Consider the following 26,620-nt stretch of genomic DNA (forward strand, 5'->3'; position numbering starts at 1 on the left):
TCCTGCTCAGCAGTCGATCGCGCTCACCACTCGATCTTGCTCACCACTCGCTGCGTCCCTTGGTGTCATAGATGCTGAAACGCGTGTCACGCGCATCGAGCAGTTCGATGCGCCCGGTGGGCAAGGTCTCGGGACCGGCGCGGCCGGCCTGTCCGCTCATCATCCCAGCCTTCTTCTCGGCATCGCGCTCGGCGGCGATGTGATAGACGCTGTAGCGGGTGTCCGACGGCCATGCGGTGATGTCCGAATCGGTCTTGCCCATCGGCAGCGATTCGGGGCCGGCACGTCCGGCCTGGCCGGACGCCATTGCGCCCTCCTTGAGCGCCGCGTCATTCTCCGCGGCGATGTGATAGATGCTGTAGCGGAGATCTCCGCTCCAGCGGTCGGCGTCGTTCATGCCACCGCCCAGCGCACTGGTGGATAGGCCGCACAGCGCGACGGCAGCCAGCGCGGGCAGCACGGAGTGACTCAGGTGTTTCATCATGTCTCTCCCGGAAGGGAATCCCCTGCTATGGCGAGCACGGTGCCCGCCCTACGGTCCCCGATGCGGACATGCCGCGCCCGGCCGGCACATGCACCCGGCCTGATCGAGCCTCCCTGGAATGTTCTGTACACCTCGCCCCGGCCTCGACTAAGCCGGAAACGCACCCCCCGGTGCCTTTTCGCGGGCGCCGGCCGGTATGCGTGCGAGGATGCCTTAACTATAGTCCGCCCGCTTCGCAAAGCAAAAAATAATGCGAATCGCAAGCATTTGCGGTTTCCGCAGCCGTGATCAAGGCCGCGACGTCACCGGGGGCCCCGCTCGGCCGCGCTGCGGCGCTCCACGCGTCACTATCGGACCGCGCCCGGCACGTCGTCGGCGGTGACCCTGAAGCGCAACGTCCCTATCATCTGGCCGGCGTCGGTGAGGACCTTGACCTGCCATCGCCCGACAGGCTGGGCCGGGAAGTTCTGCTTGTGGGTCCACGCCCGGTAGCCTTCCTTGCGCCCGCCGCGGATGTCGATGGCGATGCGGTCCACTTCGGCGCCGTCATGCATCCACACATGCCAGATACGCTCCTGCAGGCCGAGCGGCGCATTGATCGCGGTGTAGGCGTAGAGCCCCTGGGCCTTGAGCTCGGCCGCACCGAGCGCGCGCAGGCTTTCACCGGGCGCCTTGCTCGCATCGTCGACCCGCACGGTCACGGCCACCTCGTTCAGCCACAGCGTGGCCGGCGGCACCCACAGCCGCAGCCACCACCCGGCGCCAGCGAGTGCTGCCATCAGCAGCACCAGCAGCACGCCGCGCCACCAGCGCTGCATGGACAGCGAGCCGGCGATGGAGGGGAAGGACAGCAACACCGCGACGCCCAGCGCCAGCTCGTAGCTCAGCGGCGTCGGCGTGTGCAGGATCACCGGCAGGGCGGCCAGCAGCACGGCGAACAGCGTTAGCGTGTGATAGCTCAGGTACAGCCAGCGGCGCTCGGCCAGACGCCCGTAGTAGAGGGGATCGGTGATGGACACCAGCGCCGCGACACCCAGCAGACCGGTAAACGCCGCCTGGCCGCTGTTCCACGAAGTGGTCGTGGCGAAGAAGGGCAAGGCGAAGAAAAGACTTTCCTGGTGAATCAGTTGCGTGGCGTAACGCAGCAGCGGCGGCGGCAGCGTGAAGCCGAACCAGCGCTCCACCGTGCTGCGCAGCGCGTTCTCCAGCATCAGCCACACCCAGGCCACCAGCATCAGCACCGCCACGCTGCGCGCGAAACCTTCATGGCGGTCGACGAGGAAGAAGCTGGCGAGCCCCGACACGAAGCCGAAGGCGGCGATCGTGCCGGGATAGCGGCGCGCGAGGGCGAACAGACGTTCTGACAGACCGAGCAGACGGGCTTTCCAGGGGGGCATCGAGCGAAGGCGCAGAACCGGAACCGGCTCAGCTTGCGGAAAACCCGTTACTTCAATCGAAGATGCCGCGGATGTCCACCGACGAGCGCCGGCCGATTTCCCAGAAGTGCGCCGACAGCCACTCGAGCGCATGCGCGCGGCCGCGGTCGCGCAGCATCTGCAGGAAGGCCAGGCTGGTGGTGAGCTTCGTCTCCGCGGCAAGCTGGCTCATCAGCTCGTCGTCGGCGACGAGGTGGAAATTCAGCCGCTTCAGGCGCCGCTCCAGTCGCCCCAGCGGCAACACCGAGCGGCTGGCGTACTCGCGCGCATGGGCAAGCGAGCGCATCTCGCGCAGGAAGGTGGCATTGAACGCCAGGTCCATCTGCCTGCCGCGGATTTCCTCCGCGCTGCGGGGAGTCTCTCCGTGCAACAGGGGGCTCAGCAGCACCAGCAGGATGTCGCTCGCGTCGCAGTCGTACACCAGCGGGAAGACTGCGGGGTTGGCCGAATAGCCGCCGTCCCAGTACGGCTCGCCGTCGACCTCGATGGTGTGATGGATGGATGGCAGGCAGGCGGACGCAAGCAGCGCCGCGGCGCTCAGCTCGCGCGTGCGGAACAGCCGCAGGCGGCCGGTGTTCGCGTGGGTGGCGGCAATGAAGAGCTTGAGCGGACTGCGTGCCCGCAAGCGGTCGAAGTCGATCTGGGCGCTGACGATGTCGCGCAGCGGATTGATGTCGAACGGATTGAGCTGCGAGGGGGAGAACTGCCGCGCCCAGTAAAGCAGCATCTTGACGCCGGGCGCCACGCTGCCGTTCTCGGCATCCGCGCCAACGCTCAAGTCGAACGGCGCGCTGCTCGCCACCGCCTCCCAGAAGCGCGCGAGCGCCTCGCGCGCGCCATCCTGGCCGCCCTTCGCCAGGCCGTCGGCCAGCACCACCGCATTCATCGCCCCGGCGCTGGTGCCGCTGATGCCTTCGAAATCAAGCCGGCCGTCCTCGAGCAGCGCATCGAGCACACCCCAGGTGAACGCACCATGGGCGCCCCCACCCTGCAGGGCCAGGCTGACACGGTTTGTGCTGCGGGAACCGAAGAACATGAACAACTCCGAAGTTCGGGAAACGTCTTAATGTTGCATTGCAGCATCCAAACTGCAAGCCCTTCCCGTTACCGGAAATGTCAGCCGCCCCTGGCCTCAGACGGCCCCTGCCCGCCCCCAGCCGCGGGGCGCCGCGAACGCGTCGACCAGGAAGTCCACCAGCGCCCGCACCTTGACGGAAAGATGCTTGCGCGACGGATAGACGGCAAAGATGCCGATCTCCGGGCCGCGGCAATCGGGCAGGACTTCAACCAGTCGGCCGGCAGCAATGTCGTCGCTGACCAGGAAGTCGGGCTGCAGCACGATGCCCTGGTGCGCCAGCGCCACCGCACGGCAGGTGTCGCCGTTGTTGGTGCGCATGCGCGGACGCGTGAGCACTTCGCGCTCGCCGTCGGGCGTGCTGAAGCGCCACTGGTCGCCCTGCGCCGCATAGGTGTAGGCGATGACCGGATGGCGGGCAAGGTCCTCGACGCTGGCAGGGCTGCCGTTGCGCGCCAGGTATTCCGGGCTGGCGCAGGCAAGGATCCGGGTCGACGCCAGCCGCCGGTAGACCAGGCTGGAGTCCTCCAGCCGGCTGATGCGCACGATGACGTCGAAGCCCTCCTCCACCACATCGACCATACGGTCGGCCAGCGTCACCTCCAGTTCGACGTCCGGATAGCGCTCCATGAACGGCCCCCACAACGGCGCCAGATGCAGGATGCCAAAGGAAAAGGGCGCGTTGATGCGCAACCGCCCCACCGGGTGGCCGGTGACCACACCCACGGCGCTGTCGGCCTCCTCCACTTCGGCGAGGATCTGCTTGCAGCGGCCGTAGTAGGCACGACCGGCCTCGGTCAGCGACAGGCGGCGGGTCGTGCGCTGCAACAGGCGGGCACCCAGGCGGGCCTCCAGCTCCATCACGCCGCGCGACACCGCGGCCTTGGTGACACGCAGCAGGTCAGCGGCGCCGACGAAGCTGCCGGCCTCCACCACGGCGATGAAACTCTCCATTTCGCGAAAGCGGTCCATGGAGCATTGTCAATCAGTCATTGACAGTCAATCAAGCGCGGGATCATTTATCGATCCACTGGCGAGCAATAGACTGCAAGCATCGGCACGGCACCGCCTCCCTGGTGCGCCACTTCACGGGACGACCCGACCATGAAACTTCCCACCCTGTTCATTTCGCACGGCGCCCCCACCTTCGCCGTGGAACCCGGCCGCCTTGGCCCGCTGCTCGGCAAGCTGGGGCGCGCCCTGCCGCGGCCGCGCGCCATCGTCGTGCTGTCGCCGCACTGGATGAGCCGCCGGCTGGAAGTGACCGCCAGCCCGCGGCCCGACACCGTGCATGACTTCGGCGGCTTCCCGCGCGTGCTGTACACCCTGCAGTATCCCGCGCCCGGCGCGCTCGACGTGGCCTCGGAGGTGATCGCGCAGCTCGCCCACAGCGGCCTGAACGCAACGCCGAACGAGCACCAGGGTCTCGACCATGGAGCCTGGGTGCCGCTGATGCACCTCTATCCCGAGGCGGACATCCCGGTGATCCAGTTGTCGCAGCCCGCAAGCCCCTCGCCGCTGGCGCTGCTCGAACTCGGTCGGGCGCTGGCGCCGCTGCGCGAGCGGGGTATCCTGATCGTCGCCTCCGGCAGCATGACGCACAACCTGTACGAATTCCGCCTTGCAGGCGCCGACGAACCCTATGCCCAGGCCTTTGCGGACTGGGTATGGCAACGCATCGAGGACGGCGAGCTCGGCGATCTGCTGGACTACCGCAGCAAGGCCCCGGCAGCAGCGCGGGCGCATCCCACCGACGAGCACTTCCTGCCGCTGTACTTCGCCATCGGCGCCGCCGGCGAGGACTGGACCCAAGCCACCCGGCTCGAAGGCGGCGTGACCTACGGCGTGCTGAGCATGGACAGCTTCGTGCTGGGCGCCCGCATCGACGTCGATGTGGCGGCCCCGCAGGGCGTGCCGGCCTGAGCCAGCCGCCTCGCGGCCACGATATCCAAACTTCATCAAGGAACAGACATGAAAGCCCGCTACACCCGCACCGCCCGCTCGCTGCACTGGCTGATGGCGCTGGGCATCATCGGCACCTTCGCCCTCGGCACGTACATGCAAGATCTGCCGCTGTCGCCCACCAAGCTGCAGCTCTATTCCTGGCACAAATGGGCCGGCGTGACGCTCTTCGTGCTGCTGATCCTGCGCCTGGCGTGGCGCATCACCCATCCCGCACCGCCGCTGCCGGCGACGATGCCCGCCGCATTGCGGCTCGCTGCCCACGCGGCGCACTGGGTGCTGTACGCGCTGATGATCATGATCCCGCTCAGCGGCTGGCTGATGAGTTCCGCGAAGGGCTTCCAGACGGTGTGGTTCGGCGTGCTGCCGCTGCCCGACCTGGTCGGCAAGGACAAGGCGCTCGGTGACCTGCTGCAGGAAGTCCATGAAACGCTCAACTTCACGCTGCTGGCCATCCTGTTGGCCCACGTCGGCGCCGCGCTGAAGCATCACTTCATCGATCGCGACGACGTGCTGACCCGCATGCTGCCCGCCGCAGACAAACGCTGACCGCAGGACACCCCCTATGAACGACCGCCTCCAGCTTCCCCCTCTCGTCACCGACCTGGGCCTGCCCTACCGCCTGCGGCCCGCACGCGGCAACGCCGCCGGACTCGTGCTGCTGATGCACGGCGTGGGCAGCAACGAAACCTCGCTCGCCGGCTTCCTCGGCCTGATCCCCGACGACATCGCCGTCGCACTGGTGCGCTTCCCGATCGAAATGGCGCCGGGTGCCTACAGCGCCTTCAGTGTCAATTTCACCGCCAGCGGGCCGATGATCGACGCCGACGCCGCCGAAAACAGCCGCCGGTTGCTGGCAAGCTTCGTCGGCGACCTGCAGGCACGCACCGGCGTCGCGCCCTCACGCACGTTGGCAGCGGGCTTCAGCCAGGGCGGCATCATGTCGGCGGGCCTCGGCCTGACGCGCCCCGACATCGTTGCCGGGTTCGCCATCCTGTCCGGCCGCATCCTGCCCGAAATCGCCCCGCTGATCGCCCCGCCGGCGCAGCTCGGCGGGCTCGACGCGCTGATCCTGCATGGCGACCAGGACGATCGCCTGCCGGTGGAGTGGGCCGAGCGCAGCGCGTCCCTGCTGCAGCAGCTCGGGGTGCGTTTCGAGCAGAAGCGCTACCCGGCACGGCACGAGATCACGCCGGCGATGGCGCAGGACTTCGTCGCGTGGGTGACACGCCGGCTCGTCCCGGCGCAGGGCTGAAGCGCAGCGCGCCGTTCAGCGCCCGTCGAGCGCGTCGATGATGCCGGCACCGATCTCGCGCTGGCGGCCAATCGCGCGCGTGATCTGGCCGACGACCTCGACGCGGCGCCGTGCGCCGGCCTCGATCTCGCTCATCGCGTCACGCGCGCCGTGGGCGAGCTCGCGGCCGCTGTCGGCGACGCGGCTAGTCTCCCGCACCGCGTCGGAGGCATCGCGAGAAGTCAGGCTGAGATCGGCGGCGATGCGGCCGATGCGCTCGCTCGCGTTTCTCGCCTGCTCGGCGAGCTTGCGCACCTCGTCGGCAACGACCGCGAAGCCGCGTCCCGCCTCACCCGCACGCGCCGCCTCGATCGCCGCGTTGAGCGCCAGCAGGTTGGTCTGTTCCGAAATCTGCGTGATCGAAGCGACGATGCCGCCGATCTCGCCGGATTGCGCCGCCAGCGCCACGAGATCGTCCTGCGCACGCTGCAGGCCGGCGCCGAGCTGCTCGATGGCGTCGCCGGCACGCGCGATCAGGTCGCCGCCAAGGGCCACTTTTTCGCCGCTCGCCTTCGCCAGCGTGTTGGCCTCGGCCATGTCCGCCACCGCCTGGTCGACCATCGCGAGCAGTTCCTGCGCCAGGCTGCCAGCGCGCCCGGATGCGCGCTGCAGACCCTGCAATTGCTCGATCTCGGCTGCGGCCGCCGCCTGCGCACCCTGCGCAGCAGTCTCGGCGTCGCGCAATCGCGCCTGCAGTGCCGCGCTCTGCGCACGCTCGCGCTCGAGCTCGTCCTCCAGCGCAACCAGCGCCTGACCCTGTTGCGAATTCGCCCCGCTGCTCCAGGCGAGCCATGCCGCAGCGAAGCCCAGGACTGCGGCGGCTGACGCGCAGTAGCGTGCGACGTCGCTGCCCAGGACGGCAGCCACTGCGGACAGCAAGGCGGCAAGGAGGGCGGCGATCAGGGCACCGACATTGGGTTCGCTTTTTTTCATGACTGGGAAATCGGCTCGGAGGAAACGGGGTATATCAACTAGAACGGCATGTGGCGGCAAAACTGAAGCACGACGGCAGCCCTTTCCCACCCGGGCTTCGCACTCTATCCTGTATCAGGACGCCGGCAGCGATGCGGGCGCCGGTTCGATCAGCCCCGGGAGACGCAGACATGGAAAAGGCAACTCACGACCTCGGCGACCTGTTCCGGCAGCTCGGCCTGCCCGACACACCTGCCGACATCGAGCACTTCGTCTCGACCCACCGCCCGCTGCCGCGCGGTACCCGGCTCGCCGACGCCGCGTTCTGGTCGCCCAGCCAGGCGCAGTTCCTGCGCGAGGAAATCCAGGACGACGCCGATTGGGCTGAACTCGTCGACACGCTGGCGGCGATGCTCGGCGACTGATGCCGGGGCGGCGGCGCGCCGTCACAGCATGCTGTCAAGGAAGGCGCGCGTGCGTGGATGCTGCGGGCTGGCGAAGAATTCGGCCGCCGGGCGCGATTCGATCAGCTCGCCGCCGTCCATGAACACCACGCGGCTGGCGACTTCACGCGCGAAGCCCATCTCGTGCGTCACCACCAGCATGGTCATGTGCTCGTCGGCCAACTGGCGCATGGTGCGCAGCACCTCGCCCGTCAGCTCGGGGTCGAGCGCCGAGGTGGGCTCATCGAACAGCATGATGTCCGGCTCCATCGCCAGCGCGCGTGCGATCGCCACGCGCTGCTTCTGACCGCCGGACAGGCGCGCCGGGTAGGCGTCGCGCTTGTCGTGCAGGCCGACCTTCTTCAGCAGCGCCTCGGCCCTGGGCAGGATCGCTTCGCGCTTCAGGCCCTTCACCGTGATCGGCGCCTCGATCACGTTCTGCAGCACGGTGAGGTGCGGAAACAGGTTGAAGTGCTGGAACACCATGCCCATGCGCCGGCAGATGCGGCGCACATCCGCCTCGGGCGCGTAACGCGCCTCGCCGCGCTCGTCGTTTTCCGCGAGCACCTCTTCCTCGATGACGATGCGCCCGGCGTCGATGGTCTCGAGGTGGTTCAGGCAGCGCAGGAAAGTGCTCTTGCCCGAGCCGGACGGGCCGATCACCGCCACCACCTCGCCCTTGGCCAGTGACAGCGACACGCCCTTCAGCACTTCGTTGGCACCGAAGCGCTTGCGGATGCCGTCGGCGAGAATCATTGGACTCGTCATCGGCGCTGCCAGCGGGTTGGCCTCAGTCATAGACGGCATGGCGTTTCTCCAGGCGCTGGAAGAGCCAGGTCAGCACCAGCGTCATCAGCAGATAGAAGCCGGCCGCGACGACGAAGGGCGTGATCGTGAAATCACGCTGCACGATGCCGCGCGCCGCGCGCAGCAGGTCGTTGAGCGCGAGCACGTAGATCAGCGACGTGTCCTTCACCAGGGTGATGGTCTCGTTGCTCATCGGCGGCAGGATGCGCTTGACCACCTGCGGCAGCACGACGCGGCGCATGGTCTGGCCATAGGTGAAGCCCAGCACCTTGGCGCCCTCGTACTGGCCGCGGTCGATGGACTGGATGCCGGCACGGAAGATCTCCGCGAAATAGGCCGCGTAGTTGAGCGCGAAGGCTACGATCGCCGCCGGAAAGTCGGGCAGGCGCACGCCCACCACCGGCACGAAGGGCAGCGCGTAGTAGATGAACAGCAACTGCAGCATCAGTGGCGTGCCGCGCATCAGCCAGATGTAGCCGTTGACCGCCTGGCTGGCGGCGCGGAAGCGCGAGATGCGGATCAGCGCCAGCGCGAGGCCGAGCGGCACCGCCAGCACCAGGGTGATGACGAAGAGCCTGAGGGTGACCAGCGAGCCTTCGGCAAGCGGCGCGATGATGCTGAGGATGTAGTCCATTGCGGAGAGCCGGAAGACAGGCCGCGCGCGGGGTGTCGCGGCACGGCGCCCCTGGCCGGGTGAGCGGCGAGGGGCGAAGGTTGATCGCGGCTGTCGCCGCACCCACAGGTCAGTCTCGTATCAGCCGATTTCGCCTGGATGGGAGCGGCGCTGGGCGCGATGGCAGAGCCCGGCCGGGCTCCGGCCTTACTTGATGATGTTCTTGCCGAACCACTCGTTGGAGATGCGCGCGGCACTGCCGTCCGCCTTCATCTCGTCCATCGCCTTCTGCAGCTTGCCGAGCAGCGCGGCGTCGTCCTTGCGCGTGCCGACGCCGTATTCCTCGGTGCCGAAGTTGTCGTCGAGCACGGTGTACGCGCCCGGCTTCTTGGACGTGTAGTAGCGGCCGACGACCTCATCGAGCACCACCGCGTCGAGGCGACCGGTGGTGAGGTCCATCAGCGCGGTGACGTTGTCGCCGAACTTCTTCAGCTCCTTGAACGACCCCGCGACCGCGTCCTTCTGCACCGCATCGACCGCGCTGCTGCCGTCCTGGATGCCGACGACCTTGCCGGCGAGATCGGCCTTGGCCTTGATCGCCGAGCCGGCCGGCACGACGATGATCTGGTGGTTTTCCATGTAGGGCGCGGTGAAGCCGATGTTCTGCTTGCGCTCCTCGGTGATGGTCAGGCCGTTCCACAGCGCATCGACACGCTTGCCGTTGAGCTCGGCTTCCTTCGCGCTCCAGTCGATGGGCTTGAACTCGACCTCGAGTCCCAGGCGCTTGGCCGCTTCCTTCGCCAGGTCGATATCGAAGCCGACGAGCTCGTTCTTCTCGTTGCGGAAACCCATCGGCGGGAAGTTGTCGTCGAGGCCGATCACGATCTTGCTCGCGACGGGCGCAGGCGCGGGCGCCGCGCCCGACTGCGCCGCCGGCGCCGGTTCGTTCTTGCCACAGCCCGACAGCAGCGCGCCGGCGGTGAGGGACATCATCAGCAGGGAGGTCAACTTCTTCATGATCTTCTGGCCAGGAATGGGGGAAATTCGGGGTCTGGCAGGCAAGTGCGGCACGTTCACCGCATCCGCTGCAACTCGGGCGAGATTGTCCGCCCGAAGCGGCGGGTGATCAACCCGGGCGCCGCTGACACCATGCCGCGACCGGGCGCGCAGTGCTACATTCGCGCCCCATGCGTATCGAAGACCTCCGCCAGCGCCTGCGCGCCCTCGGCGCCAAACCCGGCCATGAACAGCGTGTGCTGCGCGCGTGGATACAGGCGCGCCCGCTCGACACGCGGCGCGGCCGCGCCGAGAACTTCCTGCCGCTGGCGCTGCGCGAAGGCATGCCCGGCCTGCTCGCCGAGCTCGACCGCCTGGCGCACGTCCGCTCCGAGCACCCGGGCGAGGACGGCGCCCGCCTGCTGGTGGAACTGGCCGACGGCCAGACGGTGGAATCGGTGCTGTTGCCGCGCGGCGGCGTGTGCGTCTCCACCCAGGTCGGCTGCGCGGTGGGCTGCGTGTTCTGCATGACCGGCCGCGACGGCCTCGTGCGCCAGCTCGACAGCGCCGAGATCGTCGCCCAGGTGGCGCTGGCGCGCGCACGGCAGCCGGTGAAGAAGGTCGTCTTCATGGGCATGGGCGAACCGGCGCACAACCTCGACAGCGTGCTGGAAGCGATCGACGCGCTCGGCACGCTGGGCGACATCGGCCACAAGAACCTCGTCTTCTCCACCGTCGGCGACCGCCGCGTGTTCGAGCGCCTGCCGCAGCGGACGGTGAAGCCGGCGCTGGCGCTGTCGCTGCACACCACCCGCGCCGAGCTGCGTGCGGCGCTGCTGCCGCGCGCCCCGCAGATTACGCCGGAGGAACTGGTCGAGCTGGGCGAGACCTACGCGCGCGCCACCACCTACCCCATCCAGTACCAATGGACGCTGCTCGAAGGCATCAACGACAGCGACGAGGAAGTGGAAGGCGTCGCCCGCCTGCTTGCCGGCAAGTACGCGGTGATGAACCTGATCCCCTACAACGCGGTGCCGGAGCTGGCCTACCGCCGCCCGTCCTGGGAGCGCGCCGCCGCGATGGCGCGCGCGCTGCACCAGCGCGGCGTGCTGACCAAGCTACGCCATTCCGCGGGCCAGGATGTGGACGGCGGCTGCGGCCAGTTGCGCGCCCGCGCCGCGGCCGCCGGTCTGGTGCCGCAGCCGCGGCACATCCGGCTGCATGTGCGCAGCGCCGCCGCTGCGCCACGCTCCTCCACCTGACCGGGATCGCGGCACGCGGCTACGGTAGCGACTGCTCAGGTAAAGACCTGGAAATCGGCGTAGCCCAGGTCGGCGGTCGCGCCCTTGACGGCGACGATCTGCACCGCAGCGCCGGCGCCGTTGCCATCGGCGTCGTAGTAGAGCTTGCCGCCGGCGGGATCGAAGATCAGGTAGTCGTTGGCGTCCATCGCCACCTTGCCGCGCACGAAGTTGTCAGGCCCGATGCCGCCTGCCAGGCTGGTGAATACGGTCGTGTCGAAGGCAATGCGGTCGCCGGCTTCGAAGTCCATGATGGTGTCGGCGCCACCGGTCGCGAGGTTGTCGAAGACGAACGTGTCGCTGCCCGCAGCGCCGACCAGATGATCCTTTCCCGCGCCGCCGGCGAGCACGTCGTTGCCCGCGCCGCCAAACACCCAGTCGTTGCCTGCCCCCCCCGCCAGGCGATCGGCGCCGACGGTGCCGCAGATGAAATCGTTGGCACCGTTCAGGCCGGTAGCCAGCGCATCGAAACCTTCGGTCTGAATCGCCGCGAACAGCACCCCGGCATCCGCCTTCAGGCCATCGACACTGCCTGCGACCGCATAGTGCAGATCCGCGTCGTGCGCGGCGGCACTCGTCGCCGTCCCCCATTCGACGCTGCGCACCTTTCCCGTGAGCTCGCCCGCGGAGCTCAACGCGGCATTGCCGATCAGGGTGAGGTAATTCCACTCGTGCGCCGGCGTGGCGGGATCGTCCGTGCTCCACGCCAGGGTCATCGTCCGGATCCTGCCGCTCAGTGCGCCGGTCGCCATGTCCAGCGTCAGCTTGCCGGTCCACACCTCGGCCGTCTGGTCATTGCCGAAACCCAGCCGATTCGCGCTCAGCGCCGATGTGCTGCCGCTCGCCAGGCCGATCTGGACCTTGCCGTAAGCTTCCAGCCAGGCATCCGCGGATTCGAGCAGGATATGGTCCAGGACGAGCGAGGCGCCGCGCTGGCGCGCCACATCGCCGTGCAGCAGGACGCCGTCCGCCCAGCTTGCGTCGAGCGCAGACGCCGACCAGCAAAGGCTCGTCGGCAGCGTGCCGGACACCGTCCGCGCCATCCGCGGCAATCCGGCGAAAATCACCTCGTTCATCTGCACGGCGTAGTCGGCGTACGTAAATCCGGGATCGATGCGGGCGCTATCGTTGATGTTCTTGAACCGGGTCATATGGCCCCTCCATCGAGCGTTCTACGGCATCCGGGACTGGAAGTTTAGCCGCTGGAAGAAGACACCGTGCGCTGGCCTCACCCTGCGCCGCTCTGCCTCGCGCCTCCCTCCCCCACGCCTCCCTCCCAATACCCGGAGGTGTTGTAGATCGCCTTCAGGTAATCGATGAAGCGCCGCACCTTGGCCGGCAGGAAGCGCTGATGCGGATACACCGCCTGGATGTCGTAGCTCGGCACGGCAAACTCGTCGAGCACGGTGACCAGCTCGCCGCGCTTGAGCTCGGACTGGATCTCCCAGGTCGAGCGCCAGCCGATGCCCAGGCCCTGCTTGACCCAGCCGTAGAGCAACTCGCCGTCGTTGCAGTCGAGGTCGCCATCTACGCGCACCGCGAACAGCCGGCCATCGCGCACGAAGCTCCAGCCGCGCTGCTGGCCGCCCTGCAGGTTGAAGGCGAGGCAGTTGTGGCGCACGAGGTCTTCGGGCACGCGCGGCACGCCGTGGCGTTCGAAGTAGTCCGGCGTACCGCATACCACGCGCCGGTTCGGATACAGGCGCACCGCGACGTAGTTGGGATCGGTGACCTCGCCGATGCGGATCGCCATGTCGTAGCCCTCGCGCACCAGGTCGACGACGCTGTCGGTGAAATTGAAGGACATCTTCAGCTCGGGATGCATCGCCTTGAATGCCGGCGCGTGCGGCGCGACGTGGCGGCGACCGAATGCGGCCGGCGCCGACACCACCAGATGCCCGCGCACGACCTTGCGGCCGGCGCTCACCGCGCTCTCCACCGCGTCGAACTCGCGCAGCAAGGCGCGGCACTGGTCGAGAAACTGCTCGCCGAGATCGGTCAGCGTCAGCCCGCGGGTAGAGCGGTGCATCAGCTTGACGCCGAGGCGCTGCTCGAGCGCATCGAGCCGGCGCCCCATCACCACGGGCGTTACCCCCTCCACCAGGGCGGCGGAAGCGAAGCTGCCCTTTTCGGCGACGAGCGTGAAGCTGCGAATCTCGGTGTATCGATCCATGTCCCCGCTCCGACACGACCGGAAGGTCAGCGTCCCAGCCAGCGCAAATCGCCATCTGCTCCGGGTCGGGCATTGGCGGACAAAAGTATCATAAGGCCGGCGTCCGCTGCCGGTATCACTCAAAAGGCCAAACCCGGACGGCGCCCGAAGACGTCGCCCGGGTTCGGGCGCGACGGTTGACGCCTGCTCAAGCCCTGGTGTTCATGCGCCGCGGGATGACCGCGAGAATGATCAGCAGCGTGAGCGCCTCGATCGCTGCGACGGCAAGCAACCCGCCGGTGAAGGACCCGGTGTTGGTCTTCACCACGCCGAGCATCCACGGCGCGCCGAAACCGGCGAGGTTGGCGATCGAGTTGATCAACGCGATGCCGGCCGCCGCGGCGGATCCCGACAGGAAGTAGCTGGGCAACTGCCAGAATACCGGGATGGCGCTCATCGTGCCGACCACTGCGACCGCCAGGGCAGCCAGGGCAACGGCCGTGTTGTCGCTGACCAGCGCCACCACCGTCAGGCCCACCGCGCCGACGAGGGCCGCGACGCCGCAATGCAGCCTGGCCTCCTTCTTGCGGTCCGAATGGCGGCCGTTGAGGATCATGCCCGCGGCGCCCAGCAGGTAGATGGCCGACATGATCCAGCCGATCTGCATGGTGCTGGTGAATCCCAGTTGCTTGACCAGCGTCGGCGCGAAGAACGTCAGCGACGAGTTCGCCCCGATCACGCAGAAGAAGATCAGCACCAGCAGCCAGATCTTGGGGTTGCGCAGCGCCGACAGGAAGCTGTGCTCACGATCGCCAAGCTGACCGTGGTCACGCTCGATGTCCGCCAGCACCAGGCGCTTTTCCTCTGCGCTCAACCACTTTGCCTCCTGCGGCTTGTTGGTCAGATAGAACATTGTCACCACGCCCGCGAGCACCGACGGAATGCCCTCGATCAGGAACAGCCACTGCCAGCCCGACCAGCCGTTCAACCCGTGCAGGCCGGTCATGATCGCCCCGGCGAGGGGCCCGCCTATCACGCCTGCGAGCGCCGTTGCCGACATGAACAGGCCGAAGGCGCGCGCACGCCGCGTGGTCGGATACCAGTACGTCAGGTACAGGATGATGCCGGGGTAGAAGCCCGCTTCGAACACGCCCAGCAGAAAGCGCAGGAAGTAGAACATCCCCGGGGTCTTGACGAACATCTGGGCGATGCACACCAGGCCCCAGCCGATGGTGATGCGCATGATGGTCTTCCTGGCGCCGATCTTCTCCAGCAGCAGGTTGCTGGGCACCTCGAAGAAGAAATAGCCAAGGAAGAAGATGCCGGCGCCCAGGCCATATACCGCCTCGCTGAAGGCGAGGTCGTCGAGCATCTGCAGCTTGGCGTAGCCGATGTTGACGCGATCGAGCCAGGCAAGCACCCACAGGGTGGCGAGGAAGGGAATCAGGCGCCAGGTGATCCGGGAATAGGCCCGCTCGAGCGTCGACCGCTCGTCGGCGCCGGAACTGGCAGGCAGGGCGGCAGCATGTGTCATCAGGCAGCCCTCCCGCGCTCGAGGCACGCATGGTTGTCGTTCATTTCGGTCTCCTCACATTGTTTTGGCGAGCGGCGCGTGGCCCCTCGGGTATGGATGCTCCGGGCGTCGCCGCCCGCTCGCAGCGGATCAGCTGCCGCGATAGGTCGCGCAGCTCCACGGCGTGGCGAGCATGGGCACGTGGTAGTGCTGTTTAGGGTCGAACACGGCAAAACGCACCGGCACCTGGCCGATGAAGGAGGGCTCGGGCAGGTTCATGCCCAGCTTGCGGAAATAGTCGTCGACATGGAAAAGCAGCTCGTATTCGCCGACCACCGTATCCTCGGGCTTGAGGATCATCTGGTCGGTGCGGCCGTCGACATTCGTGACGACGGTCTTGATCAGCTTGTAGCTGCCATCGACCATCATCGAGAAGTCGATGCGCATGCCCGCGCCGGGGCGGCCGCTGGTGGTGTCGAGCACGTGGGTGGTAATGCCTGCCATGGGGGTTCTCCTGGAAATCGAATCGGAATCTGCGGGGCGGCAAGGAAGCGCGGCGCGCGCCGCGCCCGGTGCGCCGCCTCAACTGCCGCGGTAGTAGGAATAGTTCCAGGGGTTGAACAGCACCGCGAGGTGATAACGCTGCGACGCGTCATGCACGCCGAAGCGCAGCGGCACCTTGGACAGGAAGTTCGGCGTCGGCAGCTTGGTGCCGAGCGCAGCGAAGTAGTCATCGACGTGCAGCACCGCCTCGTACAGGCCGGGCTTGAACGCGTCGCCCTCGACGACTGCGCCGTCGGAGCGGCCATTCTTCACGGTGTCGAAGGTCTTCACCGGCTGGTAGCGCCCGCCTTCCAGTCGGCGCAGCTCCACCCGCAGGGTGCCGATCGTGGCACCGTGATGGGTATCGATGGCGTGGAAGGTGAGGCGGCCGCCGCCCGCTGCAGGGGTCGGCGCGGCTGCGGGCGCTGCGGCTTGCGGCGTATCGGCCGCGATTGCGCGCGCGGGCAGCAGCGAGGCGGTGCCGAGGGCGAGGCTGCCGGCGAGGAACTGGCGCCGGCTCGGATCCTGTTTGTCCATCTCTGTCTCCTTTGGTGTTTGACTGCTGCGGATACCGCTCAGGCGACCGCCATCTCGCCGGCCAGCGCCATCAGGCGCAGGCGGGTGATCACGAAGATCTGGGCGAGGCACTCTTCGAGTTCGGCGTCGCTATCGTTGGCGAGTCGTCGCTCGAACTCGCTGAAGATCTGGTCCTTGGTGTAGCGGCGCACGGCGATGATGAACGGAAAGCCGTGGCGCGCGCGGTAGCGCACGTTCAGGTCGCGCATGTGCGCCATCTCCTCCCGCGTCATCGCATCGAGCCCGGCGCTGGCCTGCTCGGAAACGGAATGGTCGGTCATCGTCCCCTCCTCGGCCTCCTTGCCCGCGAGGTCGGGGTGTACGCGCAGCAGCGCAACCTGCTCCTCGCGCGGAAGGGCGTGCACCACGGCCTTCATCGCATCGTGCACCGAGCCGATGTCGGCAAACGGGCGCGCCTGCCAGGCACGCTCCGCCACCCACGGCGAATGCTCGAAGATCCCGCCGAAAGCCTTCACGAAGGCGTCCCGGTCCATGGCGTTGATCCGATCGATCGAAACTTGCATGACTCCTGTCTCCTCACCGGCCCGCGCCGGCATGTCCTTGTTTTCCGCAAGCATGTCCTTGCTTGATGGGCAGTATATTTTTCGGAAACGGGACGAAACGGCGCCGCGGCTATACTCGGAATAACCTGACTCGATAGCCCCGCACACGGACCGCACATGCCGAAAGCCGCCGATTCGCTCGACACGCATCTGCTGCGCGTGCTGTGCACGCTGGTCGTCGAGCGCAGCGTGTCGCGCACCGCGATCAAGCTGAACCAGTCACAGCCTGCAATCAGCAATGCACTCAAGCGGCTGCGGGAGATCTTCAAGGATCCGCTGTTCGCGCTCGACAAGGGGCGGCTGATCCCGACCGAGCGCGCGCTCGAACTCCACGGCACGGCGCGCACCATCCTTGGCGACATCGACAAGCTGTTTGCCGAGCGCAAGAGCTTCGATCCCGCCCAGAGTGAAGTCACCTTCAGGATCGGAACGCCGGACTTCCTGTCGGTGGTGTTCCTGTCGGGCGTCGTCGAGCGCATGCGGCGCGAAACCCCGCACGCGCGGCTGATCATCCATCCGCTGGGGCCGGGCTTCGACTACCAGCGCGCGCTCGCCGACGGCGAACTCGACGTGGTGATCGGCAACTGGCCGACGCCGCCCGACAGCCTGCACCTGACCACGCTGATCGAGGACGAGGTGGTCTGCGTCGTCGGCCGCAACCATCCGCTCGCGCGCAAGGGCATGAGCGCCGAGCAGTACCTGCGCGCCGCCCACATCGTGCCGACGCCGTATTCGGTCGTGCACCGCGGGGTCGTCGACACCCACCTCGCGAGCCTCAATCTGTCGCGCAACGCGACGGTGGTGCTGCCCTACTTCAGCATGGCGCTCTACCTGCTGCCGGGCACCGACCTCGTGTTCACTACCAGCCGGCATTTCGCGCGCCACTTCGCGAGATTCCTGCCGCTCGCCATCCTGCCGCCGCCGTTCGACTTCCCGCGCATGCGCTTCTACCAGTTGTGGCACGAGCGCACGCACCTGGTCGAAAGCCATCGCTGGCTGCGCAACCTGCTGTGCGACGTCGGGCGGCGGGTGTTGAGCGAGGAAACCTGACCACCGCCGCCAGCCGGCGGCGGACGGAGCGGGCAGCGACCGATGCCCCTATCCGGTAAAGACCCGCGCAGCCTCGTCCTCGAGGGCGGGGCCGACCACCTCCACGGCACGCCCGGCGCGCCCCAGGATCTCGCGGCAGCCGATTCGAAGCTCGTCGCCCGACGGCGGCAGCAGGGCGTAGTTGCGCTCGCTGCCGAGGGCATACACCACGCGCTTCACCCCGCTCCAGAACACCGCGCCGGCGCACATCGCACAAGGCTCGGCGCTTGCATAAAGCGTGGCGCCGGCCAGCGTGCGCGCATCGAAGCGCTTGGCGGCGATGCGCACGAGGTTGGTCTCGGCATGGCCGGTCGGATCGCGATCGGTGACCTGGTTGTTCTCCGCCTCGGCAAGCACCTGACCGTCGGCACCGACCAGCACTGCCCCGTAGGCGCCGTTACCCTTGTCCCGCGCGATGCGCGAAAGCTCAATAGCTCTACGCAGATATCGAATATCAGCTTCGTCGAGATTGCTCATCTGTACATCCTCCTGGGAAACGCCTCGTGGGGAAAAATGCCCGCCAATGGCTCGCGTTCAGCGGCAACTGGACGGCAGGCACGACCGATTCTAGGATTCGTTGGCGGAGCAACTATTGCCGGAACTTATATGCGGCATAAGCAGGAACGATGTAGAACCACTGAAAACAAGCGCTCAATCTCCACTCGGGATCGATAAGACGATACTTCAAGTATCGACACAAGCGACAGATGCGGGCATTCAACGAAATCGTGCATGCCTTTAATCTGCAGCCATCCCCCAACCAAGACCGGAAATGGAGACAAAGATGGCCCGTATGAGAGCAGTGGATGCCGCCGCAGCGGTGATGCGCAAGGAAGGCGTGAGCACGGTGTTCGGCGTGCCTGGCGCCGCGATCAACCCGCTGTATTCGGCGATGAAGAAGAACGGCGGTTTCCACCACGTCCTCGGCCGCCACGTCGAAGGCGCCTCGCACATGGCCGAAGGCTACACCCGCGCCAACCCGGGCAACATCGGCGTGTGCATCGGCACCTCGGGCCCGGCCGGCACCGACATGGTCACCGGCCTGTACTCGGCCTCCGCCGACTCGATCCCCATCCTGTGCATCACCGGCCAGGCGCCGCGCGCCCGCCTGTACAAGGAAGACTTCCAGGCCGTCGATATCGAATCGATCGCCAAGCCCGTCACCAAGTGGGCGGTGACCGTGCGCGAGCCGGCCCTCGTGCCGCGCGTGTTCCAGCAGGCCTTCCACATCATGCGCTCCGGCCGTCCCGGCCCGGTGCTGATCGACCTGCCCTTCGACGTGCAGATGGCCGAGATCGAGTTCGACATCGACACCTACGAGCCGCTGCCCGCCTACAAGCCCGCCGCCACCCGCGCCCAGGCCGAGAAGGCGATGGCGATGCTCAACGCCGCCGAACGCCCGCTGATCGTGTCCGGCGGCGGCGTGATCAACGCCAACGCCGAAGCCAGGCTGCAGGAATTCGCCGAGCTCACCGGCGTGCCGGTGATCCCGACCCTGATGGGCTGGGGCACGATCCCCGACGACCATCCGCTGATGGCCGGCATGGTGGGCCTGCAGACCTCGCACCGCTATGGCAACGCCACCATGCTGGCGTCGGACTTCGTGTTCGGCATCGGCAACCGCTGGGCGAACCGTCACACCGGCTCGGTCGAGGTGTACACCGAAGGCCGTAAGTTCGTGCATGTGGACATCGAGCCGACCCAGATCGGCCGCGTGTTCGGCCCCGACTACGGCATCGTGTCCGACGCCGGCGCGGCGCTCGACCGCCTGCTCGAAGTGGCGCGCGAGATGAAGGCCGCCGGCGCCCTGCGCGACCGCAGCGCATGGGTTGCGGAGTGCCAGGAGCGCAAGCGCACGCTGCAGCGCAAGACGCACTTCGACAACGTGCCGATGAAGCCGCAGCGCGTGTATGAAGAGATGAACCGCGCCTTCGGCAAGGACACCTGCTACGTCAGCACCATCGGCCTGTCGCAGATCGCCGCCGCGCAGTTCCTGCACGTCTACAAGGCGCGCCACTGGATCAACTGCGGCCAGGCCGGCCCGCTCGGCTGGACCATCCCGGCAGCACTGGGCGTGTGCGCAGCCGACCCGCAGCGCAAGGTGGTGGCGATTTCGGGCGACTACGACTTCCAGTTCATGATCGAGGAGCTGGCGGTGGGTGCGCAGTTCAACCTGCCCTACATCCACGTGCTGGTGAACAACGCCTACCTCGGCCTGATCCGCCAGTCGCAGCGTGGCTTCGACATGGACTTCTGCGTGCAGCTCGCATTCGAGAACATCAACGCGCCTGAAACGGAAGGCTATGGCGTCGATCACGTGAGCGTGGTCGAAGGTCTGGGCTGCAAGGCGATCCGTGTGCGCAAGCCGGAAGACATCCAGCCCGCCTTCGCCCAGGCGAAGCAGTGGATGGAAGAATTCCGCGTGCCGGTGGTGGTCGAGATCATTCTCGAGCGCGTCACCAACATTTCGATGGGCACCGAGATCAACGCCATCAACGAGTTCGAGGAGCTTGCCGAGAAGGGCGCCGACGCCCCCACCGCGGTCTCGATGCTCGACTGATGCAGGAGTTCGCTGCCAGGCCTGCCCCGGCGCTTACGCTCCCTCCTCCCTTCACGTGCGCTGGAGCGGGCCTGGCTGCGACATTGACCGCATACAAGATGTTTGCCCGGTGGGAGCGGGCTTGACCGCGATGCGATGCGTAGGGCTCGGTCAAGCCTGTGGAGTCGCGGTCAAGCCCGCTCCTACACGGCGACCGTAACGATCGAACTGAACACGGAGAGTAGAACGATGCCGAAATTTGCCGCCAACCTGACCATGCTGTTCAACGAGCTTCCTTTCCTCGACCGCTTCCAGGCCGCCGCCGAGGCGGGCTTCAAGGGCGTGGAATACCTCTTCCCGTATGCCTTCGACAAGAACGAACTCGCCGAACGCCTGCAACGCCATGGTCTGACCCAGGTCCTGCACAACCTGCCCGCAGGTAACTGGGAAGGCGGCGAGCGCGGCATCGCCTGCCACCCCGATCGCGTCGCCGAGTTCCGCGACGGCGTCGGCCGCGCCATCGACTACGCCACGACGCTGGGCTGCAGGCAGGTGAACTGCCTGACGGGCATCGTGCCGGCCGGCGTGGATGCCGACAAGGTTCACGCCACCGTCGTCGATAACCTGCGCTTCGCCGCAGGGCAGCTCAAGGCGGCCGGCATCCACCTGCTGGTCGAACCGATCAACACCTTCGACATCCCCGGTTTCTACCTGCACGGCACGGCGCAGGCGATCGCGCTGCTCGACGAAGTCGGCTCCGACAACCTGTTCGTGCAACACGACATCTATCACATGCAGCGCATGGAGGGCGAGCTGGCCAATACCATCGCCAAGCACCTGCCGCGCATCGCCCACATGCAGATCGCCGACAACCCGGGCCGCAACGAGCCGGGCACCGGCGAGATCAACTACGCCTGGCTGTTCCGCTTCATCGACAAGCTCGGCTACGACGGCTGGATCGGCTGCGAATACAAGCCGGCCGCCGGCACCGTCGCCGGACTGGGCTGGATGAAGGCGCTCGCAGGCTGAACCCACTGACCGTAGGAGCGGGCCTGACCGCGACAGCACAGACCCCGGACGTTCGCATCGCGGTCGAGCCCGCTCCTACACAACCCCGACCACACCAATAGACTTCAGGAGACACGAAATGGCAAACATCGGCTTCATCGGACTCGGCATCATGGGCGCCCCCATGGCGGGCCACCTGCTCAAGGGCGGCCACACCGTCTACACCTTCACCCACGGCGACACGCCGAAGACGCTGATCGAGGCCGGCGCCAGGGCCTGCGCCAGCGGCGCCGAGGTGGCACGCAACGCCGACATCATCATCACCATGGTGCCGGACACGCCCCACGTCGAGGACGCGCTGTTCAACCCCAACGGCGTCGCCGCGGGCCTGTCCAAAGGCAAGATCGTGGTCGACATGAGCTCGATCTCGCCGGTCGCCACCAAGGACTTCGCCAAGCGCATCAACGCGCTCGGCTGCGACTACCTCGACGCGCCGGTGTCGGGCGGTGAAGTCGGCGCCAAGGCCGCCAGCCTGACCATCATGGTCGGCGGCAGCCAGGAAACCTTCGACAAGGTCAAGCCGCTGTTCGAGCTGATGGGCAAGAACATCACCCTGGTGGGCGGAAACGGCGACGGCCAGATCACCAAGGTCGCCAACCAGATCATCGTCGCGCTGAACATCGAGGCGGTGGGCGAGGCCCTGCTGCTGGCGGCCAAGGCCGGCGCAGATCCCGCACGCGTCCGCCAGGCGCTGATGGGCGGCTTCGCCAACTCTCGCATCCTCGAGGTGCACGGCGAGCGCATGGTCAAGCGCACCTTCGATCCGGGCTTCCGCATCGAGCTGCACCAGAAGGACCTCAACCTGGCGCTCACCACCGCGCGCCAGCTCGGCGTGTCGCTGCCCAACACCGCTACCGCCCAGGAGCTGTTCAATTCCTGCGCAGCCCACGGCGGCGCCGGCCAGGACCACTCGGCCATGGTGCGCGCACTCGAGCGCATGGCCAACTTCGAGATCGGCGGCAAGTAACAGACCCCGCCGGCCGGTACCCGCTTCCCGGCCGGCACATCTCGCTGCAAGCATCGCGCCGCCCGCACTGCGTCGGGCGGCAACCACAACAAAGGCCCGGCAAGGACCGGCCAGGCCCGTCATGGCTGCGCGCCTGCGGGACCACCAGAGGAGCATGTCATGCGTCATCTCGCCATCGACGTCGGATCCTTCCGCTTCGTCGCCCGTCTCGAAGAAGAAGCCGCGCCCCGCACCTGCGCCGCCTTCCTGAAGCTGCTTCCCTTTCCCAACCAGGTCATCCACTCGCGCTGGAGCGGCGAGGCGGTCTGGGTGCCGCTGGGCGATTTCGACACCGGCGTCGGCTTCGAGAACCACACCAGCCACCCGTCGCGCGGCGACATCCTGCTCTACCCGGGCGGCTTCTCGGAAACCGAGATCCTGTTCGCCTACGGCAGCAGTTGTTTCGCGAGCAAGATGGGGCAGCTCGCCGGCAATCACTTCCTGACCGTGGTCGAAGGTGGAGACAAGCTCATGGAGATGGGCCGCACCGTGCTATGGCAGGGCGCCCAGGACATCCGCTTCAGCGATCTCGGCGCGCGCTGACGCAACAACGTAGGGAAACGCAATGAACATTACCCCGCGCGAACTGCTCGCCAACATGTTCACCGCCGCGGTGAACGCGGCACAGCCCGAACACTGCATCCCCCGCTTCCTGCCCGAGCCGCCGAAGGGCCGCACCCTCGTCATCGGCGCCGGCAAGGCCTCGGCGGCAATGGCGCAGGCGCTGGAGCGCCACTGGCCGGGCGAGCTGACCGGCCTGGTCGTCACGCGCTACGGCTACGCCGTGCCGTGTGAGCGCATCGAGATCGTCGAGGCGGCACACCCGGTGCCGGACGCGGCCGGCCGCGAAGCCGCCGGCCGCATGTTGGACTTCGTGCGCGGACTGACCGCGGACGACCTGGTGATCTGCCTGATCTCCGGCGGCGGCTCGGCGCTGCTGCCGCTGCCCGGCGCCGGCATCACGCTGGAAGACAAGCAGGTGATCAACCGCGCGCTGCTGAAGTCCGGCGCGACCATCTCCGAGATGAACTGCGTGCGCCGCCACCTGTCCGGCATCAAGGGCGGACGCCTGGCGGCGGCCTGCCATCCGGCGCGGGTGGTGAACCTGCTGATTTCCGACGTGCCCGGCGACAACCCGATCGACATCGCCTCCGGCCCGACGGTGGCCGACCCCACGACCTGCGCCGATGCCCTGGAGATCGTGCGCCGCTACGGCATCGAGCTGCCGGGAGGCGCACGCAACCTGCTCGAGAGCGGCGCGGGCGAGACGGTGAAGCCGGGTGACGACCGCCTGGCGCGCGTCACCACCCACCTGATCGCCACCCCGCAACTGGCGCTGAAGGCGGCCGCCAAGGTCGCCGCGCTGGAAGGCGTGACGCCGGTGCTGCTCGGCGACAGTATCGAAGGCGAGGCGCGCGACGTCGGCAAGGTGATGGCCGGCATCGCCCTGCAGACCAGCAACCACCGCCAGCCGGTGCCGCCGCCGTGCGTGCTGCTGTCCGGCGGCGAGACCACCGTCACCGTGCGCGGCAATGGCCGCGGTGGCCGCAACGTCGAATTCCTGCTGTCGCTGGCGCTGGCGCTCAACGGCGAGCCGGGCGTGCACGCCGTGGCGGGTGACACCGACGGCGTCGACGGCCTGGAAGAGATCGCCGGCGCCTTCGTCACCCCCGACACCCTGGCACGCGCCTGGGCGCAGGGCATCCGCCCGCGCGACAGCCTGGACAACAACGACGGCCACGGCTTCTTCGAGGCACTTGGCGATTCGCTCATCACCGGGCCGACGCTGACCAACGTGAACGACTTCCGCGCCGTCCTGATCACCTGATCGACATGGCCCCGCGTCGTCGTAGGGCGGGCTTCAGCCCGCCACAGGATGTCGGAGGGGAGCCCTGGCCGGCTGAAGCCGGCCCTACGAATCACCCGACCGGAACGCCCCGCGTCGTCGTAGGGCGGGCTTCAGCCCGCCACAGGATGTCGGAGCGGAGCACTGGCCGGCTGAAGCTGGCCCTACGAATCACCCGACCGGAACGCCCCGCGTCGTCGTAGGGCGGGCTTCAGCCCGCCACAGGATGTCGGAGCGGAGCGCTGGCCGTCTGAAGCCGGCCCTACGGGAAAGAGCACGCTGCAAGCTGATTGTGGCCAACAGAATGAGGAGACAGCAGATGAAGGACATCAAGGCACTGACGCTGGACGATGTGAAGCGCATCGCAGCGGCGGCCGAACGCGAAGCCCTGGCCCACGGCTGGGCGGTCAGCATCGCGGTGTGCGATGCCGGCGGGCACCCGCTGTGGCTGCAACGCCTGGACGGCGCCGCGCCGATGAGCGCGATGGTGGCGCCGGAGAAGGCGCGCACCTGCGTGCTGAGCGGCAAGCCCAGCAGCGTATATGAGGACATGGTCAACAACGGCCGCTTCGCCGCGCTGAAGATGCCGGTGGTGCCGCTCGAAGGCGGCGAACCCATCATCATTGATGGCACCGTGATCGGCGCCGTCGGCGTGTCGGGGGTGAAATCGGGCGAGGACGCCCAGGTGGCACGCGCTGGCGTCGCCGCCGTCATTGCCGTCAAGGAGACAGCATGAAACGCGAACGCAGTGCCCGCATTCTCGCCACGCTGGGGCCGGCAAGCTCCAGCATCGAACGCATCCGCGCGCTGGCCGAGGCCGGCGCCGACGTCTTCCGCCTGAACTTCAGCCATGGCAGCCATGCCGACCACGCCGAGCGCCTGAAGCTGATCCGCCAGGTCGAGCAGGAACTCGAGCGCCCGATCGGCGTGCTGATGGACCTGCAGGGCCCCAAGCTGCGCGTCGGCCGCTTCGCCGAAGGCAAGGTCACGCTGGCGCCGGGCGCGAGCTTCCGCCTCGACCTGTCGCCGGAGGAAGGCGACGTGCATCGCGCCAACCTGCCACATCCGGAGATCTTCGCCGCCCTGGAGACCGGCACCGAGCTGCTGCTCGATGACGGTAAGCTGCGCCTGCGGGTGGATGCCTTCGGCCCCGACTTTGCCGACACCACGGTGCTGGTGGGCGGCGTGCTGTCCGACCGCAAGGGCGTCAACGTGCCCGGCGTGGTGCTGCCGATCTCGCCGCTCACCGCCAAGGACCGCGCCGACCTCGACTTCGGCCTGGCGCTGGGCGTGGACTGGGTGGCGCTGTCCTTCGTGCAGCGCGCCGAGGACATCCGCGAGGCGCGCGAGATCATCGGCGACCGCGCCTGGATCATGGCCAAGCTGGAAAAGCCGGCGGCGATCGAGCAGCTCGAGCCCATCGTCGCGCTGGCCGACGGCGTCATGGTGGCGCGTGGCGACCTCGGCGTGGAACTGCCGCCGCAGCAGGTGCCGGTGCTGCAGCGGCGCATCGTGCGCGCGGCGCGCGCCGCCGGCCGCCCGGTGGTGGTGGCGACGCAGATGCTGGAATCGATGATCACCGCGCCGGTACCCACCCGCGCCGAAGCCTCCGACGTGGCCACCGCGATCTACGACGGCGCCGATGCGGTGATGCTGTCGGCCGAATCCGCCTCCGGCCAGTACCCGGTGGAAGCGGTCAGCATCATGCATCGCATCATCTGCGAGGTGGAGCAGGATCCCGCCTGGCGTGACGGGCTGGAGGCGAGCCACACGCCAGCCGGCGCCAACACGCCTGACGCAATCTGCTGCGCGCTGCGCCGCGTCGCTGCGCTGCTCGAGCCGGCTGCCACCGTCGCCTACACGTCCTCGGGTTTCAGTGCGCTGCGTGCCAGCCGCGAGCGCCCGGTGGCGCCCATCCTCGCGCTGACGCCGCAGATCGGCACCGCGCGCCGCCTGGCGCTGGCCTGGGGCGTGCATCCGATCCCGTTCGAGCAGGTCGCCGACGTCACCGAGATGGTCGCGCATGCCGCCAGCGCTTCGGTCAGCCACGGCTTCGCCGCCCCCGGCGACAACATCGTCGTCATCGCCGGCCTGCCCTTCGGCCGCAGCGGCAGCACCAACCTGCTGCATGTGGAGCGCATTCCGGGCTGATCGTGCGCCGGGGTGGTGGCGGACCTGTCCGCGACCGGAATGGCGGGTCGCGGCCAGGCCCGCACATCCAGAGACGGCGACGCGGTGCGGCAGAGCTGGACGTCGCCGCGCTTGGCGGCATCGGTCGCGGTCAAGCCCGCTTATATGGACGCCTCCCGGTTTGGCAAGTGAAGTTTGCATTTGACGCTTGAGGATCTGGCTGCAGTCTTATATCCGGCCTGTTGTGCAGACCCGATGTCTGCTGGCCCTGA

At 67.7% G+C, this 26,620-nt stretch carries 28 protein-coding genes; 13 read left to right on the forward strand and 15 right to left on the reverse strand.

The annotated features are described in order from the left end of the window. Positions 1-40 precede the first annotated feature (40 nt). The 4 genes from GH664_RS12120 to GH664_RS12135 form a co-directional block, all read right to left on the reverse strand. A complete protein-coding gene (locus tag GH664_RS12120) occupies positions 41-484 on the reverse strand; it encodes a hypothetical protein (RefSeq protein WP_153168328.1) in 444 nt (147 codons plus the stop codon). Between the two features lie 347 nt (positions 485-831). Further along, entirely contained in the window at positions 832-1,881 is a 1,050-nt protein-coding gene (locus GH664_RS12125) for a DUF5924 family protein (RefSeq protein ID WP_153168329.1), read from the reverse strand. A 52-nt stretch (positions 1,882-1,933) separates the two neighbouring features. Continuing rightward, complete coding sequence (locus tag GH664_RS12130) at positions 1,934-2,956, reverse strand: patatin-like phospholipase family protein (RefSeq protein ID WP_153168330.1); 1,023 nt, start codon at positions 2,954-2,956, stop codon at positions 1,934-1,936. Between the two features lie 96 nt (positions 2,957-3,052). Next, entirely contained in the window at positions 3,053-3,967 is a 915-nt protein-coding gene (locus tag GH664_RS12135; protein WP_153168331.1) for a LysR family transcriptional regulator, read from the reverse strand. 132 nt (positions 3,968-4,099) lie between these two features. Between GH664_RS12135 and GH664_RS12140 the strand changes: the two genes are divergently transcribed. The 3 genes from GH664_RS12140 to GH664_RS12150 are packed head-to-tail and all read left to right on the forward strand — an operon-like array spanning position 4,100 to position 6,212. Further along, the gene (locus tag GH664_RS12140) at positions 4,100-4,918 is read left to right on the forward strand and encodes a class III extradiol ring-cleavage dioxygenase (protein ID WP_153168332.1); all 819 of its coding nucleotides are present in this window, start codon (positions 4,100-4,102) and stop codon (positions 4,916-4,918) included. Between the two features lie 48 nt (positions 4,919-4,966). After that, positions 4,967-5,506: a cytochrome b gene (locus tag GH664_RS12145; RefSeq protein ID WP_153168333.1), complete on the forward strand. Its 540-nt coding sequence runs from the start codon at positions 4,967-4,969 to the stop codon at positions 5,504-5,506. Positions 5,507-5,522: 16 nt separating this feature from the next. Next, positions 5,523-6,212: an alpha/beta hydrolase gene (locus tag GH664_RS12150; RefSeq protein ID WP_153168334.1), complete on the forward strand. Its 690-nt coding sequence runs from the start codon at positions 5,523-5,525 to the stop codon at positions 6,210-6,212. A 15-nt stretch (positions 6,213-6,227) separates the two neighbouring features. On the opposite strand, the gene GH664_RS12155 is transcribed toward GH664_RS12150, so the two are convergent. Next, positions 6,228-7,184 (reverse strand): methyl-accepting chemotaxis protein, encoded by a 957-nt coding sequence (locus GH664_RS12155; protein WP_153168335.1) that lies wholly within the window; start codon positions 7,182-7,184, stop codon positions 6,228-6,230. Between the two features lie 170 nt (positions 7,185-7,354). On the opposite strand from GH664_RS12155, the gene GH664_RS12160 reads away from it, so the two are divergent. Further along, a complete protein-coding gene (locus GH664_RS12160; RefSeq protein ID WP_153168336.1) occupies positions 7,355-7,588 on the forward strand; it encodes a DUF2789 domain-containing protein in 234 nt (77 codons plus the stop codon). A gap of 21 nt (positions 7,589-7,609) precedes the next feature. Here the strand turns inward: GH664_RS12160 and GH664_RS12165 are convergent, their stop codons facing one another. The 3 genes from GH664_RS12165 to GH664_RS12175 all read right to left on the reverse strand — a co-directional run bounded on the left by GH664_RS12165 (position 7,610) and on the right by GH664_RS12175 (position 10,043). After that, on the reverse strand, positions 7,610-8,362 hold the full coding sequence (locus GH664_RS12165; RefSeq protein WP_153168364.1) for an amino acid ABC transporter ATP-binding protein: 753 nt from the start codon (positions 8,360-8,362) through the stop codon (positions 7,610-7,612). Positions 8,363-8,396: 34 nt separating this feature from the next. After that, positions 8,397-9,047: an amino acid ABC transporter permease gene (locus GH664_RS12170; RefSeq protein WP_153168337.1), complete on the reverse strand. Its 651-nt coding sequence runs from the start codon at positions 9,045-9,047 to the stop codon at positions 8,397-8,399. 186 nt (positions 9,048-9,233) lie between these two features. Then, on the reverse strand, positions 9,234-10,043 hold the full coding sequence (locus tag GH664_RS12175; protein WP_153168338.1) for an amino acid ABC transporter substrate-binding protein: 810 nt from the start codon (positions 10,041-10,043) through the stop codon (positions 9,234-9,236). Positions 10,044-10,213: 170 nt separating this feature from the next. On the opposite strand from GH664_RS12175, the gene GH664_RS12180 reads away from it, so the two are divergent. Beyond that, positions 10,214-11,284: an RNA methyltransferase gene (locus GH664_RS12180; protein ID WP_153168339.1), complete on the forward strand. Its 1,071-nt coding sequence runs from the start codon at positions 10,214-10,216 to the stop codon at positions 11,282-11,284. A 35-nt stretch (positions 11,285-11,319) separates the two neighbouring features. On the opposite strand, the gene GH664_RS12185 is transcribed toward GH664_RS12180, so the two are convergent. From GH664_RS12185 to uraD, 6 genes are all read right to left on the reverse strand, one after another. After that, entirely contained in the window at positions 11,320-12,474 is a 1,155-nt protein-coding gene (locus GH664_RS12185; protein WP_153168340.1) for a calcium-binding protein, read from the reverse strand. A 77-nt stretch (positions 12,475-12,551) separates the two neighbouring features. Beyond that, positions 12,552-13,496 carry a LysR family transcriptional regulator gene (locus GH664_RS12190; protein ID WP_153168341.1) on the reverse strand — a complete coding sequence of 315 codons (945 nt, stop codon included), beginning with the start codon at positions 13,494-13,496 and terminating at the stop codon, positions 12,552-12,554. Between the two features lie 187 nt (positions 13,497-13,683). After that, on the reverse strand, positions 13,684-15,009 hold the full coding sequence (locus tag GH664_RS12195) for an MFS transporter (RefSeq protein ID WP_153168342.1): 1,326 nt from the start codon (positions 15,007-15,009) through the stop codon (positions 13,684-13,686). A gap of 129 nt (positions 15,010-15,138) precedes the next feature. After that, positions 15,139-15,492 carry a hydroxyisourate hydrolase gene (uraH, locus tag GH664_RS12200; protein ID WP_153168343.1) on the reverse strand — a complete coding sequence of 118 codons (354 nt, stop codon included), beginning with the start codon at positions 15,490-15,492 and terminating at the stop codon, positions 15,139-15,141. Between the two features lie 78 nt (positions 15,493-15,570). Continuing rightward, on the reverse strand, positions 15,571-16,068 hold the full coding sequence (locus GH664_RS12205) for a hydroxyisourate hydrolase (RefSeq protein ID WP_153168344.1): 498 nt from the start codon (positions 16,066-16,068) through the stop codon (positions 15,571-15,573). 38 nt (positions 16,069-16,106) lie between these two features. Further along, on the reverse strand, positions 16,107-16,631 hold the full coding sequence (uraD, locus tag GH664_RS12210; RefSeq protein ID WP_153168345.1) for a 2-oxo-4-hydroxy-4-carboxy-5-ureidoimidazoline decarboxylase: 525 nt from the start codon (positions 16,629-16,631) through the stop codon (positions 16,107-16,109). A 156-nt stretch (positions 16,632-16,787) separates the two neighbouring features. On the opposite strand from uraD, the gene GH664_RS12215 reads away from it, so the two are divergent. Further along, a complete protein-coding gene (locus GH664_RS12215) occupies positions 16,788-17,720 on the forward strand; it encodes a LysR substrate-binding domain-containing protein (RefSeq protein WP_153168346.1) in 933 nt (310 codons plus the stop codon). Positions 17,721-17,768: 48 nt separating this feature from the next. Here GH664_RS12215 and GH664_RS12220 read toward each other — a convergent pair whose 3' ends face one another. Further along, positions 17,769-18,236: a nucleoside deaminase gene (locus GH664_RS12220; protein WP_153168347.1), complete on the reverse strand. Its 468-nt coding sequence runs from the start codon at positions 18,234-18,236 to the stop codon at positions 17,769-17,771. 307 nt (positions 18,237-18,543) lie between these two features. On the opposite strand from GH664_RS12220, the gene gcl reads away from it, so the two are divergent. The 7 genes from gcl to pyk all read left to right on the forward strand — a co-directional run bounded on the left by gcl (position 18,544) and on the right by pyk (position 26,369). After that, a complete protein-coding gene (gene gcl, locus GH664_RS12225; RefSeq protein WP_153168348.1) occupies positions 18,544-20,319 on the forward strand; it encodes a glyoxylate carboligase in 1,776 nt (591 codons plus the stop codon). 228 nt (positions 20,320-20,547) lie between these two features. Beyond that, on the forward strand, positions 20,548-21,327 hold the full coding sequence (hyi, locus tag GH664_RS12230) for a hydroxypyruvate isomerase (RefSeq protein ID WP_153168349.1): 780 nt from the start codon (positions 20,548-20,550) through the stop codon (positions 21,325-21,327). Between the two features lie 118 nt (positions 21,328-21,445). Next, entirely contained in the window at positions 21,446-22,333 is an 888-nt protein-coding gene (locus GH664_RS12235) for a 2-hydroxy-3-oxopropionate reductase (RefSeq protein ID WP_153168350.1), read from the forward strand. A 159-nt stretch (positions 22,334-22,492) separates the two neighbouring features. Then, positions 22,493-22,915, forward strand: coding sequence for a DUF3830 family protein (locus tag GH664_RS12240; RefSeq protein ID WP_153168351.1), 423 nt, complete (start codon positions 22,493-22,495; stop codon positions 22,913-22,915). 22 nt (positions 22,916-22,937) lie between these two features. Then, positions 22,938-24,200 (forward strand): glycerate kinase, encoded by a 1,263-nt coding sequence (locus GH664_RS12245; protein WP_153168352.1) that lies wholly within the window; start codon positions 22,938-22,940, stop codon positions 24,198-24,200. 337 nt (positions 24,201-24,537) lie between these two features. Continuing rightward, the gene (locus GH664_RS12250) at positions 24,538-24,954 is read left to right on the forward strand and encodes a heme-binding protein (protein WP_153168353.1); all 417 of its coding nucleotides are present in this window, start codon (positions 24,538-24,540) and stop codon (positions 24,952-24,954) included. Beyond that, complete coding sequence (pyk, locus tag GH664_RS12255; protein ID WP_153168354.1) at positions 24,951-26,369, forward strand: pyruvate kinase; 1,419 nt, start codon at positions 24,951-24,953, stop codon at positions 26,367-26,369. Before GH664_RS12250 ends, pyk begins: the two co-directional genes overlap by 4 nt. Positions 26,370-26,620 lie beyond the last annotated feature (251 nt).

Origin of the sequence: Thauera sp. 2A1 (assembly GCF_009469595.2) — a bacterium.
In the GTDB taxonomy this organism is placed as follows: Bacteria; Pseudomonadota; Gammaproteobacteria; order Burkholderiales; family Rhodocyclaceae; genus Thauera.